Source organism: Rossellomorea sp. DA94, from assembly GCF_029834455.1.
Lineage (GTDB): Bacteria > Bacillota > Bacilli > Bacillales > Bacillaceae_B > Rossellomorea > Rossellomorea vietnamensis.
In genome coordinates this window covers 1,104,966-1,125,994 of sequence record NZ_CP122397.1, presented here as the reverse complement: position 1 = coordinate 1,125,994, position 21,029 = coordinate 1,104,966, and the positions used below count along the sequence as shown (strand labels likewise).

Annotated in this window: 20 protein-coding genes; 5 read left to right on the top strand and 15 right to left on the bottom strand. The window is 46.3% G+C overall.

The features are described from left to right. Window positions 1–39: 39 nt before the first annotated feature. Both P8596_RS05985 and P8596_RS05980 read right to left on the bottom strand, forming a co-directional pair. Window positions 40–1,488, bottom strand: a complete 1,449-nt coding sequence (locus tag P8596_RS05985) for a protein adenylyltransferase SelO (RefSeq protein WP_224520798.1) — start codon at window positions 1,486–1,488, stop codon at window positions 40–42. 107 nt (window positions 1,489–1,595) lie between these two features. Further along, complete coding sequence (locus P8596_RS05980; RefSeq protein WP_279726325.1) at window positions 1,596–2,990, bottom strand: amino acid permease; 1,395 nt, start codon at window positions 2,988–2,990, stop codon at window positions 1,596–1,598. 200 nt (window positions 2,991–3,190) lie between these two features. Between P8596_RS05980 and P8596_RS05975 the strand changes: the two genes are divergently transcribed. From P8596_RS05975 to P8596_RS05965, 3 genes are read left to right on the top strand one after another with little or no spacing between them, the layout of a single operon-like run. Further along, the gene (locus P8596_RS05975) at window positions 3,191–4,054 is read left to right on the top strand and encodes an ABC transporter permease subunit (protein ID WP_224520800.1); all 864 of its coding nucleotides are present in this window, start codon (window positions 3,191–3,193) and stop codon (window positions 4,052–4,054) included. Beyond that, window positions 4,054–5,079, top strand: coding sequence for an ABC transporter permease subunit (locus tag P8596_RS05970; protein ID WP_279726324.1), 1,026 nt, complete (start codon window positions 4,054–4,056; stop codon window positions 5,077–5,079). Before P8596_RS05975 ends, P8596_RS05970 begins: the two co-directional genes overlap by 1 nt. Next, a complete protein-coding gene (locus P8596_RS05965; protein ID WP_224520802.1) occupies window positions 5,076–5,678 on the top strand; it encodes a hypothetical protein in 603 nt (200 codons plus the stop codon). The genes P8596_RS05970 and P8596_RS05965 overlap by 4 nt, the downstream gene beginning before the upstream one ends. Window positions 5,679–5,805: 127 nt before the next feature. Here the strand turns inward: P8596_RS05965 and rlmD are convergent, their stop codons facing one another. The 10 genes from rlmD to htpX all read right to left on the bottom strand — a co-directional run bounded on the left by rlmD (window position 5,806) and on the right by htpX (window position 16,150). Then, window positions 5,806–7,170: a 23S rRNA (uracil(1939)-C(5))-methyltransferase RlmD gene (rlmD, locus tag P8596_RS05960; RefSeq protein ID WP_481900337.1), complete on the bottom strand. Its 1,365-nt coding sequence runs from the start codon at window positions 7,168–7,170 to the stop codon at window positions 5,806–5,808. Window positions 7,171–7,329: 159 nt separating this feature from the next. Continuing rightward, window positions 7,330–8,496, bottom strand: a complete 1,167-nt coding sequence (locus tag P8596_RS05955; protein ID WP_279726321.1) for an N-acetylmuramoyl-L-alanine amidase family protein — start codon at window positions 8,494–8,496, stop codon at window positions 7,330–7,332. 188 nt (window positions 8,497–8,684) lie between these two features. Then, window positions 8,685–9,650 carry a histidinol phosphate phosphatase domain-containing protein gene (locus P8596_RS05950; RefSeq protein WP_224520805.1) on the bottom strand — a complete coding sequence of 322 codons (966 nt, stop codon included), beginning with the start codon at window positions 9,648–9,650 and terminating at the stop codon, window positions 8,685–8,687. Window positions 9,651–9,662: 12 nt separating this feature from the next. Then, window positions 9,663–10,442, bottom strand: coding sequence for a DeoR/GlpR family DNA-binding transcription regulator (locus tag P8596_RS05945; RefSeq protein WP_224520806.1), 780 nt, complete (start codon window positions 10,440–10,442; stop codon window positions 9,663–9,665). Continuing rightward, a complete protein-coding gene (locus tag P8596_RS05940; protein ID WP_279726319.1) occupies window positions 10,439–11,440 on the bottom strand; it encodes an ABC transporter ATP-binding protein in 1,002 nt (333 codons plus the stop codon). Before P8596_RS05940 ends, P8596_RS05945 begins: the two co-directional genes overlap by 4 nt. Before the next feature lies 1 nt (window position 11,441). Next, a complete protein-coding gene (locus P8596_RS05935) occupies window positions 11,442–12,221 on the bottom strand; it encodes an ABC transporter permease (protein WP_279726318.1) in 780 nt (259 codons plus the stop codon). Then, window positions 12,218–13,063: an ABC transporter permease gene (locus P8596_RS05930; RefSeq protein ID WP_224520809.1), complete on the bottom strand. Its 846-nt coding sequence runs from the start codon at window positions 13,061–13,063 to the stop codon at window positions 12,218–12,220. Before P8596_RS05930 ends, P8596_RS05935 begins: the two co-directional genes overlap by 4 nt. Window positions 13,064–13,146: 83 nt before the next feature. After that, window positions 13,147–13,971 carry an alkaline phosphatase family protein gene (locus tag P8596_RS05925; protein ID WP_224520810.1) on the bottom strand — a complete coding sequence of 275 codons (825 nt, stop codon included), beginning with the start codon at window positions 13,969–13,971 and terminating at the stop codon, window positions 13,147–13,149. Next, window positions 13,961–15,046 carry an ABC transporter substrate-binding protein gene (locus P8596_RS05920; RefSeq protein WP_279726317.1) on the bottom strand — a complete coding sequence of 362 codons (1,086 nt, stop codon included), beginning with the start codon at window positions 15,044–15,046 and terminating at the stop codon, window positions 13,961–13,963. Before P8596_RS05920 ends, P8596_RS05925 begins: the two co-directional genes overlap by 11 nt. 222 nt (window positions 15,047–15,268) lie before the next feature. Beyond that, window positions 15,269–16,150, bottom strand: coding sequence for a protease HtpX (gene htpX / locus P8596_RS05915; RefSeq protein ID WP_279726316.1), 882 nt, complete (start codon window positions 16,148–16,150; stop codon window positions 15,269–15,271). A 155-nt stretch (window positions 16,151–16,305) separates the two neighbouring features. Here htpX and P8596_RS05910 point away from each other — a divergent pair, with 155 nt between their 5' ends. Further along, a complete protein-coding gene (locus P8596_RS05910; RefSeq protein ID WP_224520813.1) occupies window positions 16,306–17,010 on the top strand; it encodes a DUF1836 domain-containing protein in 705 nt (234 codons plus the stop codon). A gap of 47 nt (window positions 17,011–17,057) precedes the next feature. Here the strand turns inward: P8596_RS05910 and P8596_RS05905 are convergent, their stop codons facing one another. Next, the gene (locus P8596_RS05905; RefSeq protein WP_279726315.1) at window positions 17,058–19,055 is read right to left on the bottom strand and encodes a YhgE/Pip family protein; all 1,998 of its coding nucleotides are present in this window, start codon (window positions 19,053–19,055) and stop codon (window positions 17,058–17,060) included. Window positions 19,056–19,173: 118 nt separating this feature from the next. Here P8596_RS05905 and P8596_RS05900 point away from each other — a divergent pair, with 118 nt between their 5' ends. Continuing rightward, the gene (locus tag P8596_RS05900) at window positions 19,174–20,076 is read left to right on the top strand and encodes a LysR family transcriptional regulator (RefSeq protein ID WP_224520815.1); all 903 of its coding nucleotides are present in this window, start codon (window positions 19,174–19,176) and stop codon (window positions 20,074–20,076) included. 59 nt (window positions 20,077–20,135) lie between these two features. Here the strand turns inward: P8596_RS05900 and P8596_RS05895 are convergent, their stop codons facing one another. Together P8596_RS05895 and P8596_RS05890 are read right to left on the bottom strand one after the other, a co-directional pair. After that, window positions 20,136–20,627 carry a GyrI-like domain-containing protein gene (locus P8596_RS05895; RefSeq protein WP_224520816.1) on the bottom strand — a complete coding sequence of 164 codons (492 nt, stop codon included), beginning with the start codon at window positions 20,625–20,627 and terminating at the stop codon, window positions 20,136–20,138. 33 nt (window positions 20,628–20,660) lie between these two features. Next, complete coding sequence (locus P8596_RS05890) at window positions 20,661–20,954, bottom strand: hypothetical protein (RefSeq protein WP_224520817.1); 294 nt, start codon at window positions 20,952–20,954, stop codon at window positions 20,661–20,663. Window positions 20,955–21,029 lie beyond the last annotated feature (75 nt).

Here is a 21,029-nt window from a genome sequence, read left to right as displayed (position 1 = left end):
CTGGTTATAGTGTTGCCGAAACCCTTACCCTCAACCCCTTTAAGTTCCACAAAAGGTTCGGTAAGGACGATTCGTCGGACTCGGAAGTTTACAATACTCTTCCTGATCTGAAGAGTAAGCGTATGGATCTTCCAGAACCGAAAGCAAGTCGGTCATGACACTGAAATCATCTTCTTCCACTGCCGCCTGAAGTGCTTCTTCCACCCTGTGGTTACGCGGGATGACCGACGGATTACTCGTGCGCATCCGCTGCTTGGACGCTTCCATCGTCTCGTCCTGTCTGCTCAGCCTTTCTTTCCATCGTTCCTTCCAAGATGTAAATTCAGATGTGTTGAATACATCTGACTCTTCACGCCCCAATGTCAGGCTCCGGAACGTATTCGTAAAATCTGACTGATGCTTATTCATGAGATCCAGCAGTTCTTCAGCCAACGCGCGATCCCCTTTTTCTTCATTGAATATCCCAAGCTTGGCCCTCATGCCGTCAAGCCAGTGTCCTTCATATAACTTAGGAAATTCCAAAACCGCCTCCTGGGCAAGCTTGAGGGATTCTTCCTGTTCAGGATGAAGGACCGGGAGCAGGCTTTCAGCAAAGCGGGCGAGGTTCCATCCAGCGATTGGCGGCTGATTCCCGTATGCATACCTTCCTTGTGCATCGATGGAACTGAAGACCGTTTTCGGATCATACGCATCCATGAAAGCACAAGGGCCGTAATCAATCGTTTCCCCGCTGATCGTCATATTATCAGTATTCATGACTCCGTGGATGAAGCCCACCATCTGCCACTTGGCGATAAGGGCTGCCTGCCGTTTGATGACTTCCTTCAGTAGGAAAAGGTAGCGGTTTGGAGCATCCATGCCCTCTGGATAATGGCGCTCCAGGGCATAGTCTGCCAGAGCCCGAAGATCATCCACCTCTCCAAATCTTGAAGCAAACTGGAATGTCCCGACACGGAGATGACTGGCCGCCACCCTTGTCAGGATCGCACCCTCTTGTTCCGTTTCCCGGTAAATGGGATCACCCGTTGTCACTATCGCTAGACTCCTGGTAGTCGGTATTCCAAGTCCGTGCATGGCTTCACTGATGATGTGCTCCCGGAGCATGGGACCAAGTCCTGCCCGACCGTCCCCTCCACGGGAATAAGGAGTTCTTCCTCCCCCTTTAAGCTGAATATCAAATCGTTTTCCTTCCGGCGTGATCTGCTCGCCAATCAGGACAGCCCGTCCGTCACCCAGCATATTGAAATGTCCGAACTGGTGGCCCGCATAGGCTTGGGCAAGGGGCTCGGCTCCTTCAGGGATTTCATTACCCGACAAGACACCCGCTTCCAGTTTTTCGGCATGGAGCCCTAGGGACTCAGCAACCCTATCATTTAGAACCACCAGCTTTGGGGCACGCACAGGTTCAGGAACCTGAAGGGTGAAAAATGTTCCAGGAAGGCTTTTATAGCTGTTTTTGAGATTCCAACCTGCTTTCTTTTCCATCATCGTCCTCTCCTCCTTTTCAATAAATAAAACAAAAAACCATAGACTCCTTCTATGATTTTTTGGTGAAGTTCCTTTTAATCTCCCCTTCATTATACCTTTCTTTCCCCTTAATGTCCTTTATGGCCACTGCGGAAAACACCCCAATACGAGAGGTAAATCACACAGATTAATCCCAATGAGATGAATAACCCAATTCGTTGGTTCGCGTGGACCATGGCACCTGAGATTGCCAGTAGGATCAAAGCGATCCCGAGGTAGGAGGTAAATGGATAACCAAACATTTTAAACTTCCCATTCGATGCATCGTATGACGGATGAAGCTTGATATGGGAAACCAGGATAATGACCCAGTTCAAGATCAGCATGACGCCTGCCGCTGTGGTGATATATTCATACACTTCATTGGGGAGGAGAAAGGAAAACAGAATCGATATACCGAGCCCGATCGCTGTGATCATCAAAGATTTCACTGCCACACCCCGATCATTTTTTTCAGCGAATCCTTTCGGCGCATCTCCATCGACAGCCAGGGAAATCATCACATTCGTAATGGAGAATAAGGCCCCGACCATCGTCGAGAAGGCCGCACTGATGATGATGATATTGAAAATCGAATCAAGGAACGGGATGTGATACGCCGAGAGCGCCGTTACAAACGGGCTTTCTGACTCGTTGATCTTGGTCCATGACACCATGCTCATGACAAAGAACAAGGAAAGAACATACACCGTCACCAGGGAAAAAAGCGTGCCCTTCCCCGCTTTCGGGACATCTTTCTTGTCACGCAGTTCATTCGAAGCGATACCAAGAACGGCAATGCCACCAAAAGAAAAAAACACGAAAATCAAAGCCGCCCATGTTCCCTTGATACCCATTGGCATAAAAGGAGAAATACCGGCATTTTTGGCAGATTGAAGCTCGGATGGTGTAATGATATGAAACAAAAGCAGGGCACCGAAAACGATGAATATAAGCAAGGTCGACAATTTGATCACGGCAAATACCGATTCGATCTTACCGAAATTACTTGCCCCCAGTAGATTGATGCCAAAACCCAGGACCGCATAAAGAATGGAGAAAATCCATAACGGGACGTGGGGAAACCAAAACTGGGTGAACGTCGATAACGCCACGATTTCACTGGACATAATCAGGATACCTGATAACCAATACATCCATCCTGAGACAAACCCGAATGAATGTCCGAATGCCTTCTTCGCGTATATCCTGAACGTTCCCTTTTGTGGATCATTCGTGATCATTTCCGCCAGGGCACTGAACACAAAATAAGCGGTCACTCCTGCGATCATATAGTCGATGAGAATGGACGGACCGGCCGTCTTGATGGATAACCCCGTTCCGAGAAAGAATCCTGCTCCGATGACGGACCCGATCCCGATCAGGGACAGTTGCCACCAGCTGAGCTTGGTCCCTTCCCTTTTCTCCTGCTTCTTCTGTTGGTGATGGGCTACCGTCTGGGTTAATAAATGCTCGTCCTTCATCCAACCATCCTTTCGTAAGGTTCACATACTCATAGTTTTTTCATTGACTGTTATAACTATGCAAAAAGCAACCTTCCAGCCAATTAACATTATTGTAAAAATTAAAATTATTTTGAAATTTTTGTAATGTAAAGTTATACTAATTCTAAAAGAAGTCGGGGGTGGTTCTACTGAGAAAACTTCAATTTATGGGTCTTCCCATGCAATTTGTTCTCACGTGTATCGGGTTATTCCTGTTCAGCGGGGCGGGTTCGTTACTCGATTACGATGATGAATTAGTGATTATGCTGGGGAAATATCTACAGACGTTGCAAGAAATGGTCAAGATTTTATCGGATCCCGGCTCCATCATCATCATGGTAGGCGATCCAATGGACTCCAAAAGCTATCCGATTTACCCTATATTTTTTCAACTGTTTGGCTATTCGTTTTCTCTCTTACTCCTTGCATTCTTCCTGGCCGCCATCGCATCTTCTCTCGTAAGCTACTTGTTTATGTTTCTGCCAAAGAAAGTATATCGCATATGCTTCAGGCTACTGGACTCCCTGGACTCACTTCCGGACGTCATGATCATCGTATTCATCCAGCTGTTCATTGTGTGGTTTTTCAAGAAGACCAATATTCTGCTGTTCGACATTTATACTCTTGGCGATGAAAAGATCTATCTGCTTCCCATTGTTTGCCTTGCAATCATGCCGATTGCTTTTTTAACTAAGAATTTCTTGTTTCAGCTTCGTGAAGAAGAAGAGAAGCCATATGTAGAGTATTCGTATTCCAAAGGGTTTTCTAAAGCTTATACCATATGGGTTCATTTGTTCCGAAATGTATGGGTCCATTTCTATTATCATATAAAGCCCATCTTCCTGCTCATGCTGTCGAACCTCTTGATCATCGAAATCTTATTTAACATCAATGGGTTCATGAATGTGCTTTTGGATATGTCTATCAATACTCCCACTGCGTTCTTTATAGGGATGCTTATGATTTACATACCGTTTTTCGTCGTGTTTACATTAGGTTCAGCCATTCTGAAGAAATGGTTATCCGGAGAGGAGGTCGGCTGATGAAAATCTTAAGATCATTCAGATTTTGGCTACCAATGGGCTTTCTGCTGTTGATGCTTTCATCAAGCTTTATCGCGCCATACCTTTTCCCGGATCTTCTAGAGCCCGGGCCCGCGTATTTAAAGGATGATTCCGGAAGGGTGATTGCAGACCCTCCTTATACCATGGAACAAATGGCACCTCTCGGTAGTGATAAACTTGGGAGGAATGTATTTTATTTACTTCTGGCGGGAGCAAAATACACGCTCTTGTCCGCCATCGTCATTGCTCTTCTCCGAATGGTCGGAGGGTTCGCATTTGGATTGCTGTATGCATTTCTTCCCAATGGACTGAGACAAATGATTAAAGGGGTCGGGGATACATTCAATTTTATCCCCCTTGCCATCATTGCCTTTGTACTCCTCACGCCATTGCAGGATGCTTTTGAATCCGGGGCTTTGTATTCATTTCAATTTCTGATCATTGAGGTTGTCGTGATCGCCATCATTGTCATTCCTTCACTTGGAATGTATTTGGGAGAGGAAATGAAAGAATATTTGAAGAATGATTTCATTTCAGTCTCCAGGCAAATAGGCGCAAGCAGATTTCACATCATCAAACAGCACCTGCGCCCTCAATTCAGCCGCCATGCCCTGGTCATGTTTTCAGAACAGATTTCCCAAACCCTTTACTTACTGATTCAGCTTGGAGTTCTTCACATCTGCCTGGGAGGGCTGAAAATAGCAGATTTCGGTATTGACACGCCAATTCCGGAATACTTCTCTTTCACAAATGAGTGGGCAGCCACGATGAGTATCAATATTCAGATGATCTTTCTTCATACATGGCTGGTGCTGACCCCTCTCGCATTCTTTGCCGTCTCGATCTTTTGCATCAATGAGATCACCAGATTTTTAAAAGAGGTTCTGTTGGAAGATGCGCTCCCGGTCAGTGAGGGACGGACCTCCACTGACATACCGGCATCTCCTTCTAGGCTTGAGGACCCTTTTTCATTCAGCAGTGCTTCAAAGGAGGGATTCCATTGAGTAACCGACTGCTTTACATTCTGTCTGCCTGTGTCATTCTCCTGACTGGATGCCGTGTAGAAATGGCAACGGAACTGCCTCAAAAACCCGAGGCACCATCAGGGGTCAGAATTGATTTTTCCGGAAACGTCCTGCTGAATGGAGATGAACTCATCGTCGAAGGAAAGTCCAATCTGCCGGAGGATAGCATCATGTTTGCCGGGATCAAGGATTATGGGAAATTCGAGTCTTATCCAAAGGTCATCAGTTGGCAGGCGGTAGAAGACGAAGAATATGCTGCAGAAAGCACCGGGGTGGTGGATGAAAAAGGGAACTTCCAAATCAAATTGAAACGTGTGAATCCGGACTCACGTTACAAACTAGAGGTGATCTTCAATCCAGCCATCCAAAAGTCAAAAATCCAGGAAATCTACGGCTTCTGGGGTGAAGGCATCGCACCCAACATCGGATACTTTGACTTCGAATACAACGAAAACACCTTATCCGGAATGATCCTCTCCGCCCCCATTGTAAGCATCACCGATCCGAACGGAGACGGCGCCAAATGGAACCTCACCAATATTCCGAACAAATCCAGGGCGATAAAAGAAGAATCTTGAGGGACGGACCTCTAAACGGGCCAGAAGTTCTTTGGCGGAGTGTGAAGTAGAGGTCCGTCCCTCAAAAAAAATCCCTGCCCATTATCGTTGGGCAGGGATTTTACTATGTGCAGTTCATCCGTCTTTGCTATACGTTCAATGTCAGTGTGGCAACACATTCCACGTGTACAGTATGAGGGAAAAGGTCTACAGGTTGAACGGCATCAAGGGTGTAGCCGAATGGCTCAAGCTCCTTGATATCCGTCGCGAATGTATCCGGGTTGCATGAAACGTACACGATCCGCTCCGGTTTTGCACGTCCGATCCTTCTCATCACCTTACCTCCTGCACCGGAACGCGGAGGATCCAGCATCAACAGCTGTGGGTGACCGAACGTTTCGAGCATCTGGTCGATTCCTTTCCGTGCATCCTTTGCGAGGAATGTCGTATTGGAGATTCCGTTATCATCTGCATTCCGTTTCGCCGATTCAATGGAGCTTTCCACGATCTCGATACCAGCAAGCTCCTCTACTTTGCTTGCAAATGGAAGGGAGAATGTCCCTACTCCACAGAAAAGATCGATCATCTTCTCCGTTTTCTTCGGCTGACTCATCTCAACCGCCAGGTCCACAAGCTTCTGTGCCTGAGTCGGATTCGTTTGGAAGAACGTATCGAACCATAAGCGGAAACGGTAGCCGTCCATTTCGTCATAGATGAAATCACGTCCCGAAAGCAGGTGGATTTCCTCTGCCTGGGTACGGTCAGCCCATGCCGTGTTTTCAAGCCATAATAGACTCTTCACATGTGGGAATTTCTCTTCAACACGTCTCATTAAATCTTTAACCGCATCTGAGTGGAGATCAGGTGCTTCCGTAGCGAACACAGCAAGCATTAATTCACCCGTCGCAAACGATTGGCGAACCATCAAATGGCGCAATAACCCTTCATGCTTATCTTTGTCATACCCCTGCAAGTCATGATCCTTCACCCAATCAGCGACTTCCATCGTCGCTTCCACCATCTCCTCACTTGCAATCAGGCAGGTTTCAAGGGAAATGATCTTCCGGAAATTCCCTTGCTCATGTAAACCAAGGGCTCCCTCCGGTGAGAAGGTAAACTCCATCTTATTGCGGTAACGCCAAGGGTTGTCCATTCCCATCGTGTCACGGACAAATGCGGGATCAAACCCCTGCCCTTTAAGAGCTTCTTTCACGTGATCGGTCTTGTGCTTCAGCTGACCCTCATAGTCCCAATGCTGCCACACACAACCTCCACAGCGATCAAAATGTGGACAAGGTGGCTCGATGCGCTCTGGGTTCGCCTCCAGGATTTCATCCGCCATTGCCTTACGTCTCCTGCGGTCCGGTTGATCGACCGTCACCTTCACCTTTTCCCCGATCAGGGTCTGAGGGATGGTGAGTCGCAGCTTCTTCGGATTCCCCAGCTCATTCTCACGCCAGATCACAGCCTGTCCCGAGCCTTTTTGATCTAATTCTTCTATAGTAGCAACCATCGTTTCCGGTTTGATATTCGACACTATCTACGTCCTCCTTCAAATTGCTCTCTAACTCTATACTTTATTAAAAATGGAGGCGGAATGCAACAGGGATATAGGGGCAAACAACACAAAGAAGGAGCCTTGCATGCAAGGCTCCTCTTTGATAGAAACAGACTAATAGGCTTTGTAACGTCCGAATTCACCGGTGATATAAGCTCGTCTTCCGTTGTAGACGACTTCCCAATAGCCTGAGCTGCTGTTTTTCCCTCTGACGGATCCCGTGACGGGAAGGGTACGACCTTTTCTGATGGTACCCAGATCTTTGGATGTCAAACGATCCGGACGATCTTGTATGATGGCGGCATTGGCGACTCCTATTATGGTGATTTCCCCAATGGCAATCGGCCCTCCTGTTGCAGGCGGCGGTGAGGCTTGGCCCCCCTGCTGTCCACTTCCTTCCACCTTCACATATTTCGGTGATGCGGTCACATAATACACATGCCCCCTGGAGTTCATGACTTCATACATATCGGCCCCTTCCACCTTCAGCTTCCGGACAATCGTCGGAAATCCATACCCGTACTTCAGTATTCCAGCACGGTAGGTATCATCAAAAGTAGGCCGGCTGTAAAAGTCAAGACCTTCTGCTCCTCTGTAAATACTCTCAACGCGTTTGCCGACAACATTTCCGGTGCTTGTCCCACCGGATACGGGAGGTGACCCGACGTTTCCGCCGTTGCCTGCAGCCACATATGGCACCCCGAAGAAATCACACACTCCCAGTGCCTGCTCCCTTGCCGTCTCACGTTGAAAATCCTCGTTGATCATGAGCAACGCTTCCCTCTCATTATCCATGAACCCATTCTCTACAAGCACCGCCGGCCCATCAAACTCCCTCGTCATATGAAGATTCTGCTCAATGATCCCCCGGTACACTTGCTTTGTCCCCTGTTTCAAGTACTTTGCAATGCTCTCAGCAAGTTTCCTATCCTTTGCATCATTATAATATACATGAAGCGAATGCCCTTCTGCATCCTTCCCCGGGCCATCAAACTTCCCATCGAAGGCATTGTAGTGATTGGAAACCAATGCATCCGCCCCCATGGAATTCGCGGCATCGGTTCTCGCCTGAAGCGGGGTATCTGCATCGGTCGGAGCCGTTAACAGCGTCCGGAATCCACATCTCTCCAATTCCCATTTCAAAAATAAGGTCACTTTTTCATTGAATTCATTTTCTCGGATCTGCCTTCCGATGGACGGAATATAAGGCGTCCGTTTACCAGCTGTCCCAAGACCGTGACCATCATCCAATGCTATTAAATAATCACTAGCTTTTACCATATTTTGTATCCTCCTTTACTAGTAAAATATTCACAGCTTGTACAAATGGTCACGGCAAGGGGAAAAGAATAGAATCATTTCATAGAGGAATGTTTATCATTTTCATGAGAAAACATAAAAAGGCGCCTGTCCCCACTAACGGAGACAGGCACATAAACGATTAAACTATAAAAAATCAAGTCTATGACTTAGAAAGTCGCAATCTGGTGAATCCCCAATGCCTTTAACCGCTCTGTGTTTTCATTTACATAAAGTCCGATATCATCGGGGAAGTGGGAATCAGAAGAGGTTGTGAACCTCACACCTGCCTCAGCCAGCACTTTCAGAAAGCTCGGGCTCGGGCACATCTCTTTAATTGGGTAGCGATAGAATAAACCGGCATTCACTTCTGTCGCTGTATTGGTATCTACCAATGCACGTGCAATCTTCTCGTAATGGGGGAGAAGAATTTCTTCATGGGGTCTGAAGTTGAAGACTTTCAGATTGTCGAGGTGGGCGACGAAGTCAAATAAGCCGCTACGGATGGCTTCTTCAACAATCTGGAAGAAGCGTCCATACAATTCTTCTAATCCATAGTGCTCAAATTGGTCTATGGCTTCAGGGTTATCAAATCCCCACCCATCCACAAAGTGAACCGAACCGATCACATAATCCCATCTATGCGTCGATAACAATTCCTTCAACTGATTATGGCAACCAGGAAAGTAGTCAGCTTCCATCCCAAGCTTCAGCTTAATGCCATGCTCTGCCCACTTCTGTTTTTGACTTTCTATGAAGTCGACAAAGTCTTCCATGTTTTCGGTCATGACCTGCTTCAACCACTGGTGTTGTTTTCTCCCCAGGTCCGTTTCACTAATATCCATGTTCTTCTCGAAGTAGTCTCTCGTTTCCCTGAAACGATATAAATGATCGACAATACCTACTTCTTTCAAGTTTCGTTCCTTGGCTTTCTGTAAGTATAAATCCAGCCATTCGGATGAATATGGGCCTTTTTCCAACCGCTCACTCAGAAGCTTATAGCTGGATTGAATCCAGCTTCTGTGATGGGCCTCCCCTGTTACAGGATAAAAATGCTGAAGTGCCCGGCTCGTACGTTCCAGCCATCGAAATGAGTAAGGCCCTTCTTCCAGATGTACATGATAATCGACACTCATGAGGTCTCCTCCTTATGGTGAAATCCATTTTTTAAACGTACGATGCTTACTTTTCTGCCATTCTTTGGGCATCGGTGCATCACATACCACATAGTCAAGTTTTGCCATTGGACCGATCCTGCAAAAGGAAGTCTGGTTCAATTTGGAGGAATCAACCAGCAGATAGATTTCCCTTCCCTGATTCATGACGTTTTCAGACACAAGGGATTCTTCCAAATCGTAATCGAAAATATCTGTCATGGTGACCCCTCCACAAGACAGAAACACTTTGTCAAATTGAAAATGACGGAGCATTTGAATCGTCATGGCACCTGATACGGATTTCTGTTCAGGATTGCTCATCCCGCCAAGCATGACAAGCTTCCCGTCAAAGACCTTAGCCTCAAGACTCTTATTGATGATTTCCGCCGAAGCCAGGGAATTAGTGACGATCGTCAAACGCTGAAGCCCGGCAAGAGCATTTGCCAGTTGATAGGTGGTGGTACCAACATCTAGCATGATTGTATCCCCGTCTTGAATATAACGGGAGGCAAGTTTACCAATCCTCCGTTTCGCCTCCAGATGGACATTCATCTTTTGCCGGAACAACGGCTCTTGGACGACAGGGACGTATTTCACCGCTCCTCCATGGACGCGGGTGAGACGATTTTCTTTCTCTAGAAACGCCAGATCTTTTCGGATGGTTTCAGGTGTCACACCCATTTTTTCTGCTAATTGTGTGACATATATTTTCTCATCCTCTTGAAGGATGTCTTCTATTAATTTGTGCCGGTCCGATGCAAATGCACTCATGCCAGGGGAATCACATCCTCTTTTAAAATATATAGTGTGACTTCACTTTCTGGAGATAGACCAGAGTTTCGTTGCTGAAGTAAGTCGGCTGAAAAAGACACAGAGTTTGATTCCATGGAATAGCGGACGATGTTTCCTAATACTGCCACGTCTTTCACCACGCCTTTTATGGCATAAGAGGGACCGGATTCAGTTCTTTGAAACGCTTCCGGGCGGATGGCATACATCCCGTCTGCCTTAAGAGCCTGTCCGAACAAAGTCTTTAGATCATGTGCACCCAGGACGTTATAATGTCCTATGAATCGTGCTGAAAATTCCGTAGCAGGATTCATGTAGATATCATGAGGATGGCCGCTCTGAACCATTTGCCCATTATTCAGAAGCACAATCCGATCACTCACAACCATGGCCTCTTCCTGATCGTGGGTCACAAGAATCATCGTAATGCCTAGACTCTGCTGAATTGAACGTAGCAGTTGTTGAAGATTCTTACGGATCTGAGCATCAAGAGCACTCAGGGGTTCATCCAACAGGAGGACTTTCGGCTCGACAACAACACTTCTCGCAAGAGCCACCCTTTGCTGCTGACCACCCGATAACTCATGGGGATATGCTTTTTCTTTTCCTGTCAATCCTACCAGCTCAATCATACTCATCACTTTTTCATGAATATCGTCCTTCCCCATCTTCTTCATCTTCAATCCGAAGGCGACATTTTCATACACATTCATATTTGGAAACAAGGCATACGATTGAAACACCATTCCCACTCCTCTATCCTTCGGCGAGACATGGGTTACATCTCTTCCATCAATCGAAATGGAACCTTCTTCCGGTGTGACAAGACCTGCAACCATCCTGAGGAGAGTACTCTTCCCGCAGCCGCTTGGACCCAGGAACGTCACAAGTTCCCCTTTCTCGATTTCCAGATTCATATCTTGAATGACCGTCTGGCCTTCAAAGGATTTTTGGATGTGATTCAATGTGATAAAGCTCATATTAGAACGACTCCTTTTTACGCTGGGCAAATTTCACTACCAAGCTTGATAGGATACTGATGAATACGAAATAACACACGACGATGGCACTGGAGAAATGACCACTTTTCTTTAATTGCTGATACAAATAAATTTGTACGGTTTCATAGCTGCCACCGACCAATAAGTTCGCCAGGACGAATTCCCCAAATAGAATCGAGAATGAAAGAAGGGCTGACACCAGGATGCCCGTCATGATATTGGGAACGATGATTTTCTTGAAGGCCGATACCTTGGATGCCCCCAGCAGTTCAGCCGATTCCATCAAGGATACGGCATGAATGTTTCTGAGACTATTTCGGGTACCCTGATACATATACGGCATGATCCCGATGAAATACGCACCGACCGTCACCAGGACCATGGGAACTCCCACTTTCGAATACGCCCTTAACAGCCCTACTGCCATAATGACTCCCGGCATGGCATAAGTCAGAAGTACCAGCGCCTGCAAACCTTTTTCCAAACGTGGTGCATAGACGACGATGGCAAATATCGCAGGCACCATGATTAGTGCTGAAAGAACCGTGGCTCCTCCTGAAAGCATAAGGGAACGCAGGACGGCTGAAGTGAATGCTCCGTCACTGAATAACTCTGTATACCACTTGAACGTGATCCCTTCAGGCAGAACCGTTTGATTCCATTTAGTCGAAACCGAATATAAGAACGTTGCTAATAGTGGCAAAATTAAATAAGCAAACACAATGACCAGGGGAACGAACGATAAACGGCTTTTCTTCATCCGACATCCCTCCTTACCTTCCTAGTGAGCCATTCATTGATCAACATCGCAACGATCAGGGTGACGCCCAATAACACGGCAAGGGCGCTCCCAAGTTCAGGCTGTGCAAAGATATCTCCTGATATCAACGCCCCTATCCTGATGGTGGCGAGATTATACGTGCTTCCTGTCAGGGCATAGGCAGAGGCATAGGCTCCCATTGAATTCGCAAACAGTATGCTCGCTGTCCCTGCGACGCTCGGCAGCAGGATCGGAATCCCGATTCGCTTCCAGAACATAAGCGGTGATGCACCGAGAAGATAAGCCGATTCCCTCCACTGCTCCTTGATGCCATGGAATGCAGGGAACATGAGCATGACGGCCAGGGGCAATTGAAAGTAAATATAGATGAGAATGAGGCCTGTCCAAGAATACAGATTAAAATGATTCAACAAAGCCACATCCAGTTTCTCCGCTAAAATCGTAAACACACCGCTATTTCCCAATAAGACAATAAAGGCAAAGGACAATGGAATCCCTGCGAAATTAGAAGTCAAATTTGCAAGTACCAAAATCCGGTCCTGAGTCTTTTTATGAAAAAACGTAATGGCATATGCGGCAAAGAGCGCAAAGATAATCGCTACCACTGTGGATGAGACTGAAATGATAATACTGTTTTCAAACGATTTATAATAATAGGGATTCGTAAAAATCTCCAGGTAATTTTCAATAGTGAAAGATGTTTCACCACCCTTTGTAAAGCTTGCATGAATCATTGAAACTAAAGGAACGAGTAAGAATAATAGAATAAAGGCCAACAAAGGGACCATTGTCAAAAAAATTCCGGATGCCCTCTTTTTCATTAGTATTCACTCCTTTTACACCATTGTCCCTGTGCTCAGGATGACAGGGTAGTTACCCATCACCCTGATTGGGACTACATGACCTAAACGAGGCCTGGAATCATTATTTCCTGCATGGCAGGTGACGGTTGAATGTTTAATAGTTTACATACGAATGGTGCGATTTGAAGCTGAGGAACCTCCTCTTCATAGATTCCCGCTTCTATTTTCGGACTGATGATGAATAACGGGACTTCCCGATCTTCCCTCGTCGTTCCTCCATGCTGACCATCCTTATTCATGCCATGATCAGCAGAAATGATGATCTGATATCCTTCCTTTATCCAATCTGGAAGAATAGACGCAAGCATGACGTCCACGGCGATCACACGATTTCTGTATCCGGCTGAATCCGCCGTGTATTTGTGTCCATCATCGTCTACATTCATACTGTGAATGTAGAGGAAATCAGGATCCTTCGTCGTTTTCATATAGTTGGCATCTGCAAATAGATGAGTATCTGGATAGTGATCCTCCCAATAGAAAATTCCGTTCTGAATCGGGCCATTCCCGTCAAGCTTGATGCGGTCCGTCATTGGGTTGAATGGAGCGGAATGATAGAGCTCACTCACCCAGTGATAGCTTGCCGTTGCATTCTTCAATCCTTGTTTACTCGTTAAGTGAAAGATGCTCTCTTCCTTTGAGCCACGGACAACCTGATTGGACGTGATACCATTTTGATAGGGAGGTGTTCCTGTCAACAAGACTTCGTAAAGGGGCCGGGACATGCTCGGCACCTCGGAGATCACCTTAAATCGTGAAGCCTGTCCCTTCTCCACCAAATGATGGAGATATCCCATATTATCTACAGCCGTATCAAAACGAAGACCGTCGATCATGATGAAGATCAGCTTATCGTTAGTTGACATGGACCAACACTTCTTCCTGCCATTTTTGTGGTAGGGCTTTTGTTGCCTTTTCCCATGCGTCTGCATCCTCTACCGGTCGTACATTCTTATACATGCTATCAGGAAGAAGCTTTGCTTTCGCATCTTCTGGCAGCTCCACATCTTCACGGATCGGTCTTGCATAACCTCGGGCAAGGTTTGCCTGTCCTTCATCAGATAGGATGTATTCACGTGTCAGCATTGCTGCGTGTGGATCTTTGGCCTTTTTATTGATGACATTCGCATATCCCGACACGACAGATGAATCTGATGGAATCACGACTTCAAAACGATCTTTATTAATTTGATCACGATAGTTCAGTGCGTTGAAATCCCACACAATCGCGACATCTGTCTCCCCTTTTTCCAGAGACGTCAAGGATGGATCCGTCGTCTGCAGGCGCTTCTGTTTCGCGAGTTTTTGGAAGAACTCGATCCCCGGTTCAATATTCTTCTCGTCTCCACCGTTTGCAAATGCTGCTGCGAGGACAGCGAATTGAGCCTGATTGGCTTTCATCACGTCACCTACATCCACCTTATAGTCACCCTTTAGGAGGTCACTCCATGAAGAAGGCGGATTCTTCACGTTATTCTTATCGATAATGAAAGCCATGGTGCCGGTATAGCCGACCACCCAGTCTCCATTGTCGTCTTTCGCCCAATCGGGGATTTCATCCCAGTGCGTCGGTTTATATGGAAGCGTCAATTCTTTCTCTTCCGCAAGGGGACCGAATGCCACACCTACATCTCCTACATCGACATTTCCTGTTTCAAACTTGGCAAGTTCCTCAGCACTCGACATGTCTGTATCTGTATGCTTGATATCATATTTTTTTGAGATATCCTTCCATGTCTGTCCCCAGTTTGCCCATGAATCAGGCATTCCGACTGAGTTCACTTCCCCTTCTTCTTTTGCCTTCTTTTCTATTTGATCCAATGATAGATTACTAGTATCGATCTTGCTTCCTTCTGCGTTATCATTTCCAGAACAGCCCGCCATAAGGAAAGCGGAAGTCACCCCAACCGTTAATACCTTTAACAATGAGTTCTTCTTCATGGATGTCTCCTCCTAGTTTTGAATCATTTTTGTTTTCTTTTGTATTACACCCTCATCATAGGGAACCAAAGTAAACAGGAGATTAACCAAACGTAAAACTATTCTGAAATAATGTTAATGTGATGTAAAGGACAGGGAAGAGATGATTCGGGATACTGATAAGAATCCATAAAAAAAATGCCCGACTCCCCTTAACGGAGTCAGACACCTTTTAATCTTCTATTATTTCGCCTGCAAACGGCTGATCCGCTCATCCAAATCCGGGTGAGTGGAGAATATCGCCGATTTACGTCGTCCATTGATTTTCAACGTAGAAATCGCCGTGTCGTCTTCCCCCTTCATGCGGCTTGAGTATGCTTTCAGCATCTGCAGGGCATGGACCATTTTATCCTTACCGGCAAGATCTGCTCCGCCTCTATCTGCATGATACTCACGATGACGTGAATAAGCGAAGACAACTAGACTTCCCAAGATCGAGAAGACGATCTGGAATACGATCACGGCAATGAAATGTACGATCGGCGCCATTTCTTCCCTTGCAAATCGGGATGCAATCCATGCGGCGATCCGTGCGAGGAAGACAACGAATGTATTGACCACACCTTGCAGCAGGGTCATCGTCACCATATCCCCGTTCGCCACGTGGGCCACTTCATGGGCAATGACACCTTCAACCGCATCATCATCCATTTCACGAAGCAATCCAGTTGAAACGGCAACAAGGGAGCGTTTCTTAGAAGGTCCTGTTGCAAATGCATTCACTTCGGGAGAATGGTAGATTCCCACTTCCGGCATATGCATGAGTCCTGCCGCTTTTGATAGACGGTGGACTTTCTCGACAACGGCACGTTCCTCAGATGATAAAGCCCCATCCGGATTCAATACCTGTACACCCATCATCCTCTTCGCCATCCAGCGTGACATCGCTAAAGAGATGAACGATCCGGAAAAACCGATGATCGCACTGAATACGAGCAGTGCCCCTAAATCCAATCCGCCTGAAGCCGTGATGTAATTCCCCGCTCCTGTGACGGAAAAAATGATGCTAATCGTCAGTAGTACTAAAACGTTCGTTAACAGGAAATAAAATATTCGTTTCCCCATCTTTTCTCACTCCTATTTCAAGTTCAAATGAACCTGTATCTGATTATATTATAAATCCTTCATGTTCAAAATACAAGCAAAAGGTGAAATTGACGAGACTTCACCTAACCAGTAGTATAGAAGAAGATATTTGCAAAAGAGACGGGGTAATCACGATGGAAACGTTTAAACTGACACGCAAAAATATGGCCGACCTGCTGCTCTCTCTGAACGGCACTGCGAGCAGGACTCCACATGCGGTGATCGGGGCAATTTGGTCGGACCCCATTCAAAGGGAGCGTCCTCCCATCATCCAAAAAATCCTTAAACCAGTCAAAGGCGACATCGGCTTTTCCCTTAAAGAGATCGTCTCCCTGGGAAACCTGATCGAATTCACCAATTTTCCCCAAAGCACCGTCCAGAACTGGGTGAAACGGGATGTAAGAGGATTGATCGGTTCCCCCCAACTCGGTAAAAAGTACACCACCGAACAGGCCGCCATGTTATTCATCGTCGAAGACCTGAAAGCGACCCTTGATTTCGAATCAATTCGTAAGATCCTGACTCTTGTCTTCAATAATATTGAAGACCGAACCGATGACATCGTCAATCCCACGGATCTTTATCTTGCCTATGCATCCATTTTCGATCAGATCCACCACCAGTCCCTCCCGTCAATCAAAACGGCGGATGGTTCAGTGAACGAGCATATCGATGGATTCATCAAGGATGAGTGCCGGGCTATGCTGGCAACGTTTGATGGAATTGCGGAGGAAAACCTCACCAAAGTCCTTAATGTCATGATTGTATCCGTTTTGACGGTCCAGGCCGGATTTTATCAGGATGTAACGAAGAGATATGTCATGGATGCCTTATCTTAACAAAAAATGCCTGCCCCCCATTTGATCGGGGGCAGGCATTTTTATGATCATTCCGCGACTTCAGCGGCTTTGGAATGCTGCATATGGGTGGTAAACCAGGCGATCCCACCGGCCACAGCCAAATAGGCAAACAGGATCCACAGCTGGTGCGTCAGCTGAGTGAAGTCCCCGAGGGTAATGACTTCCTGGAAGCTGCTTAATGAGTGCGCCATCGGTAAGTTTTCCCCAATAATGCGCAATATCGGTGTATTCAAGTCTCTTGGGAATGTCCCTCCACATGTCGCCAATTGCAGGACAAGGAAGGTGACGGCCAGAAACTTCCCGACGAAACCGAACGCGGTGATCAGCATGAAGATAAACGTCATGAACGTAAAGGAAACGATGACACTTGATAGGATAAACAGCGGTATATTTACGACCTCTAAATGGAATCCAAACAAAAGGACCCCGTCGACAATGAGTGCTTGAATGGCACCGATGAAAAACACCAATCCCAACTTATTGATGAAGTGGGTCGTTCCATTTACGCGAAGATCATTGCGTCTAGCGAGTGGCAGGATATTCGCTGCCATGATTCCTCCCACGTATAACGCCAATGACAAGAAATAGGGAGCAATCCCTGTTCCATAGTTCGGAACCTTGGACACATTGGATTTCACAAGATGGACGGGATCCGAGAACATGGACGATAACTCATCCGTTGAATGTACTGCTGACGTTTTTTCTGCAGCATCGCTGAGTTTCCTTGATAATTCTCCTGAGCCTGCTTCCAGGTTTGTCAATCCTTCATTTAAAGCACCGACTCCTGAAGAAAGCTTGTCCGTTCCGTTGGTTAAACGGTCGATTCCGGCAGTCAGGGTTGTGAATCCCTTGTTCCAATCGGCAAAGCCGGAAGAGAGCGTGGATGTACCGGATGCTAAATCAGAAGCTCCGTTGGATGCTTGGTTCAGTTTGTCTGCAAATTGGGAAAACCCTGTATGCAGCTTACTTTGTCCAACGGCAAGCTGTTCTGATTGTTGATGAAGTTTCACTTGTTCATTTTCAAGCTCCGAGGTGGATGCTGACAATTTTTCCGCCTGTGATTGAATCATTGCGAATGCAGGATCATTTTCCACCTCTGGATGTGATTCCTGATAGGCTAGAAGCTCGTTTTTCAGCTCTTCTGCCTCTTGTGTAGCCTCCGTTTGCTGTTGTGTAAGCTTATTCTCAGCACCTGCAAGCTGTTTCGTTTGACTCGCCAGTTGTTCGGTGCCATTATTCATTTTCTCTCCGGCTTGTGAAAGGTCCTTCATCCCGCCGGCAAGCTGAGCTGAACTTGAATCAAGATGATGAAGTCCACTTTCAAAGGAACCCGCGCCGGCTGATAGTTTTTCACTGCCAGCTTGAAGATTGAGCGAACCTTCTCCAAGTGAGTCGATTCCGGCTGCAAACTTGTTCATTCCTGCCTTCTCATCAGCGATCCCTTCATGCAATCCGTTCGCTCCATCACTTGCTTTCGTTAATCCTTTTCCTAACTCCTCAAACTTTGAAAACACTCCATCTGCATAGGATTTGGAAATCGTATCAGACAGCTTGCTTTTCATTTTTTCCGTAGCACTCGAACTGATTTGCGAGGCGACGAAATTTTTACCAGGGTTGTCCTTATAAAGTAGTTCGGCAGGCTCGGGATGTTCATCCATCAAGGTGCTCACCTTTTCCGAGAAGTCTTTAGGGATGGTCACGACCATGTAGTACGTGCCTTCTTTAAGACCTTCATTGGCCTTAGTAGAGGAAACGAACTTGAAGTTCAGATCTTCTGACTTTTTCAGTTCCTTTACAAAATCCTTCCCTGCCTCTATCGGCTCATCCTCCATAACGGCTCCTTCGTCTTCATTGACGATGGCTACGGGTAATTGTTCAAGCTTGCCGTATGGATTCCAGTAGCCTGACAGGAATAACCCCGAATAGATTAATGGAACTAAAAGAAGAAAGCCGAGGGCGATTCTTCTGTGCTTATGGCTGACCATGGCTTTTAAATCTTGTACTAATAATGTGAATCCTTTCATAACAAACTCCTTCTTATACTCATTTACATCCATTTATCATACGTGGATAAAATGATAATGTATAATACATAATGAGTTATACATATATAGCTTTCAGTCTATGGAAGGATGTGTTCTTATGGAACTACAACAGCTCCACTACTTTCAGACGGTTGCCCGTCTGGAACATATGACCAAGGCTGCAGAGGAACTAAGGATTGCCCAGCCCTCACTCAGCAAGACGATTGCCCGTCTGGAAGAAGATCTGGGAGTGCCGTTGTTCGAACGGCAGCACCGACAAATCAAACTGAACCGCTTCGGAAAACTTTTTCTTAACCGGGTAGAGCGTATATTCATGGAAATCTATGAAGGAAAAAGAGAGATCAGGGAGGCGCTGAACCTCGAGGAACATACCATCCGGATGGCCGTCACGATCCCAAGGGTCCTACCGGATCTGGTCGGGTCGTTCTTGAAGGATAATCCCCACGTCCGGTTTCAGCAATTTGTCCACTCGATGGCTGAAATGAAGGAAAAGTTGAAAAATGGCGAAGTGGATTACTGCATTTCTTCCATCCCGTTGGAAGATGATGAAGACATCGTGTGGGAGCCGTTGATGACAGAGGAAATCTTCCTCATCGTCCCACCCGATCACTGGTTGGAAGACAGGGATGAAATCGATTTAATCGAGGTAAAGGATGAACCGTTCATCAGCATGAATACAGGCTACGGCCTCAGGAACCTGACAGATGAAATCTGTTTGCAGGCGGGATTCTCACCCGTGATTTCCTTCGAAGGAGATGAACCGGGCGTCATTGGGGATCTCGTCAGACAAGGTCTCGGCATCGCCTTCATCCCTGCCATTTCATGGATGAACCGCCGGACACCCTTCCCCCACAAAATCCGGATCAAAAGCCCAACTTGCGTGCGCACCATCGGCCTCGGCTGGTCCAAACGAAGACATTTCACGCGAACCGCCAAAGAGTTTCACCCCTTCATGATCAACTACTTCCATCACATTGGAAAGAAGCTGAACCAACTGTAAAGGGACGGACCTTCATATTTGCAAATGAAGGTCCGTCCCTACTGGGGTTTGCCTTGAATTTAGAGGTCCGTCCCTCTCTTAATGGGGATCCAGACCTCTTCGACTGAGTTGGGATTGGCTGGGTTATAGTGTTCGTCGAAGCGTTCGAAGTGTTCGCGATCGTCTAGCTTGTATTCGGATGCAGGCATCCATTCTGTGTGAATATACTCAAGGGTTCGGTGGAAACGACTAGCGGGACCGCGGTGAAGAAATTTGGCGTACAGTCCACCTTGAAGAGTATAGGTCTCCATCCCATTAAGTCCAGTTTCAATGGACTCTACTTCTATAGCTGCCCATTTAAGAAAAGGAGTAGTAAGGTTTAAATTCCTCACATCAGTCCCTTGTTTAAACACCTTCATATTATATAGTTTTTCATCTACACGATGAGGAATCGAATTCCGATGAGGCATGAAGCTTTGCCACAGTTCTCTTGTTGCATCCTCCCCAAGGGACATCATCTTGGATTTTCCGATCAGTTTCTTAGAGTGTACATTTACGATTTCAGGCTTCATACAGTCATTCCTTTCAATTAATAATTGACTCCTTCATGAACTCCTATTGGTCTCTCTAATCTGCCAGGACAATTTTTTTGAGCTCTTCCAATCATAAGCATATACATAAAACATTCCTAACAAAAGATATGTATTGAAAAAGTAAAACAACTGATCAATGAACGGACTTCCAATCATATCGGTCAAGATTGAGAGGAGTAATGTAAAGATGAAGTAGATGAGTACGAAACTGATAAGCCCCTTTACTTCTCTCCCAATTCTTTTTCCAATCCATTTCCCGATCCAGACGGACAGAAAGAAAATACTTTCCAAAGGTTTATTCATCATTCTTCCTCCTAGATCAAATCCTCGTAATAGTCTCTCAGTAAAGAGCTACTCTTAACGTTTGTCACCTTACTATAC

What these genes read in the sequence shown, in the direction of transcription:
- P8596_RS05920 (WP_279726317.1), bottom strand. Translation starts at nt 15,046, where the DNA reads ATGAAGAAGAACTCATTGTTAAAGGTATTAACGGTTGGGGTGACTTCC.
- P8596_RS05890 (WP_224520817.1), bottom strand. Translation starts at nt 20,954, where the DNA reads ATGATGAATAAACCTTTGGAAAGTATTTTCTTTCTGTCCGTCTGGATC.
- P8596_RS05895 (WP_224520816.1), bottom strand. Translation starts at nt 20,627, where the DNA reads ATGAAGCCTGAAATCGTAAATGTACACTCTAAGAAACTGATCGGAAAA.
- P8596_RS05970 (WP_279726324.1), top strand. Translation starts at nt 4,054, where the DNA reads ATGAAAATCTTAAGATCATTCAGATTTTGGCTACCAATGGGCTTTCTG.
- rlmD (WP_481900337.1), bottom strand. Translation starts at nt 7,170, where the DNA reads ATGGTTGCTACTATAGAAGAATTAGATCAAAAAGGCTCGGGACAGGCT.
- P8596_RS05940 (WP_279726319.1), bottom strand. Translation starts at nt 11,440, where the DNA reads ATGAGCTTTATCACATTGAATCACATCCAAAAATCCTTTGAAGGCCAG.
- P8596_RS05955 (WP_279726321.1), bottom strand. Translation starts at nt 8,496, where the DNA reads ATGGTAAAAGCTAGTGATTATTTAATAGCATTGGATGATGGTCACGGT.
- P8596_RS05905 (WP_279726315.1), bottom strand. Translation starts at nt 19,055, where the DNA reads ATGAAAGGATTCACATTATTAGTACAAGATTTAAAAGCCATGGTCAGC.
- P8596_RS05985 (WP_224520798.1), bottom strand. Translation starts at nt 1,488, where the DNA reads ATGATGGAAAAGAAAGCAGGTTGGAATCTCAAAAACAGCTATAAAAGC.
- P8596_RS05910 (WP_224520813.1), top strand. Translation starts at nt 16,306, where the DNA reads ATGGAAACGTTTAAACTGACACGCAAAAATATGGCCGACCTGCTGCTC.
- P8596_RS05980 (WP_279726325.1), bottom strand. Translation starts at nt 2,990, where the DNA reads ATGAAGGACGAGCATTTATTAACCCAGACGGTAGCCCATCACCAACAG.
- P8596_RS05950 (WP_224520805.1), bottom strand. Translation starts at nt 9,650, where the DNA reads ATGAGTGTCGATTATCATGTACATCTGGAAGAAGGGCCTTACTCATTT.
- P8596_RS05935 (WP_279726318.1), bottom strand. Translation starts at nt 12,221, where the DNA reads ATGAAGAAAAGCCGTTTATCGTTCGTTCCCCTGGTCATTGTGTTTGCT.
- htpX (WP_279726316.1), bottom strand. Translation starts at nt 16,150, where the DNA reads ATGGGGAAACGAATATTTTATTTCCTGTTAACGAACGTTTTAGTACTA.
- P8596_RS05945 (WP_224520806.1), bottom strand. Translation starts at nt 10,442, where the DNA reads ATGAGTGCATTTGCATCGGACCGGCACAAATTAATAGAAGACATCCTT.
- P8596_RS05900 (WP_224520815.1), top strand. Translation starts at nt 19,174, where the DNA reads ATGGAACTACAACAGCTCCACTACTTTCAGACGGTTGCCCGTCTGGAA.
- P8596_RS05925 (WP_224520810.1), bottom strand. Translation starts at nt 13,971, where the DNA reads ATGTCAACTAACGATAAGCTGATCTTCATCATGATCGACGGTCTTCGT.
- P8596_RS05930 (WP_224520809.1), bottom strand. Translation starts at nt 13,063, where the DNA reads ATGAAAAAGAGGGCATCCGGAATTTTTTTGACAATGGTCCCTTTGTTG.
- P8596_RS05975 (WP_224520800.1), top strand. Translation starts at nt 3,191, where the DNA reads ATGCAATTTGTTCTCACGTGTATCGGGTTATTCCTGTTCAGCGGGGCG.